Origin of the sequence: Xanthomonas pisi DSM 18956, from assembly GCF_001010415.1 — a bacterium.
GTDB classification, from domain to species: domain Bacteria; phylum Pseudomonadota; class Gammaproteobacteria; order Xanthomonadales; family Xanthomonadaceae; genus Xanthomonas; species Xanthomonas pisi.
Map to the genome: position 1 here is coordinate 1 of NZ_JPLE01000330.1, position 479 is coordinate 479.

The 479-nt window shown below is 46.8% G+C and carries 2 protein-coding genes; both read right to left on the reverse strand.

The annotated features are described in order from the left end of the window. Positions 1 to 188: exonuclease domain-containing protein (locus tag Y887_RS19930; RefSeq protein ID WP_211257044.1), on the reverse strand; the 188-nt coding region annotated here is incomplete at its 3' end. A gap of 54 nt (positions 189 to 242) precedes the next feature. Beyond that, on the reverse strand, positions 243 to 479 hold a 237-nt coding region (locus Y887_RS20610), incomplete at its 5' end, for an RNA-binding protein (RefSeq protein ID WP_211257045.1).

Consider the following 479-nt stretch of genomic DNA (forward strand, 5'->3'; position numbering starts at 1 on the left):
CCGGTAATCTTTGTGATGATTTCTTCAATCACAATTTCAGGATTGATTATGAACTCGAACGTTTCAAGAATCTCTTTTCCGTCCGTCAACAGGCCTGCAAATTCAATAGGGCGCGGCTGCATCCCAAGCGGCGCTTTCGGGTGCACGGTTAATCCGGTTGTTTCGAAGTCATAAGGGAGAAATAACACATTAGCCTCCTACAAAAAGGCCGCCCATTAGGACGGCCACAGATTCAAGATTCGTTATGCAGTGTACGGAGGACCGTCTTGATTCAAACGCACGATGAACTTAAGGTCGACACCAATGATTTCACGCGTATCAAAGATCACATAGTTGTAACGACGCTTACCAGCAATGTTTGGGTTGGTGTGAGAGTCAGTTACGACTTCCTGTGCAACCTGAATACCTTCTTCGTTAAAGAACTGACGCCATTCAGCAAGTTCAGCGGCAGTCACGTGCATACCAAGATGGCTGACCTG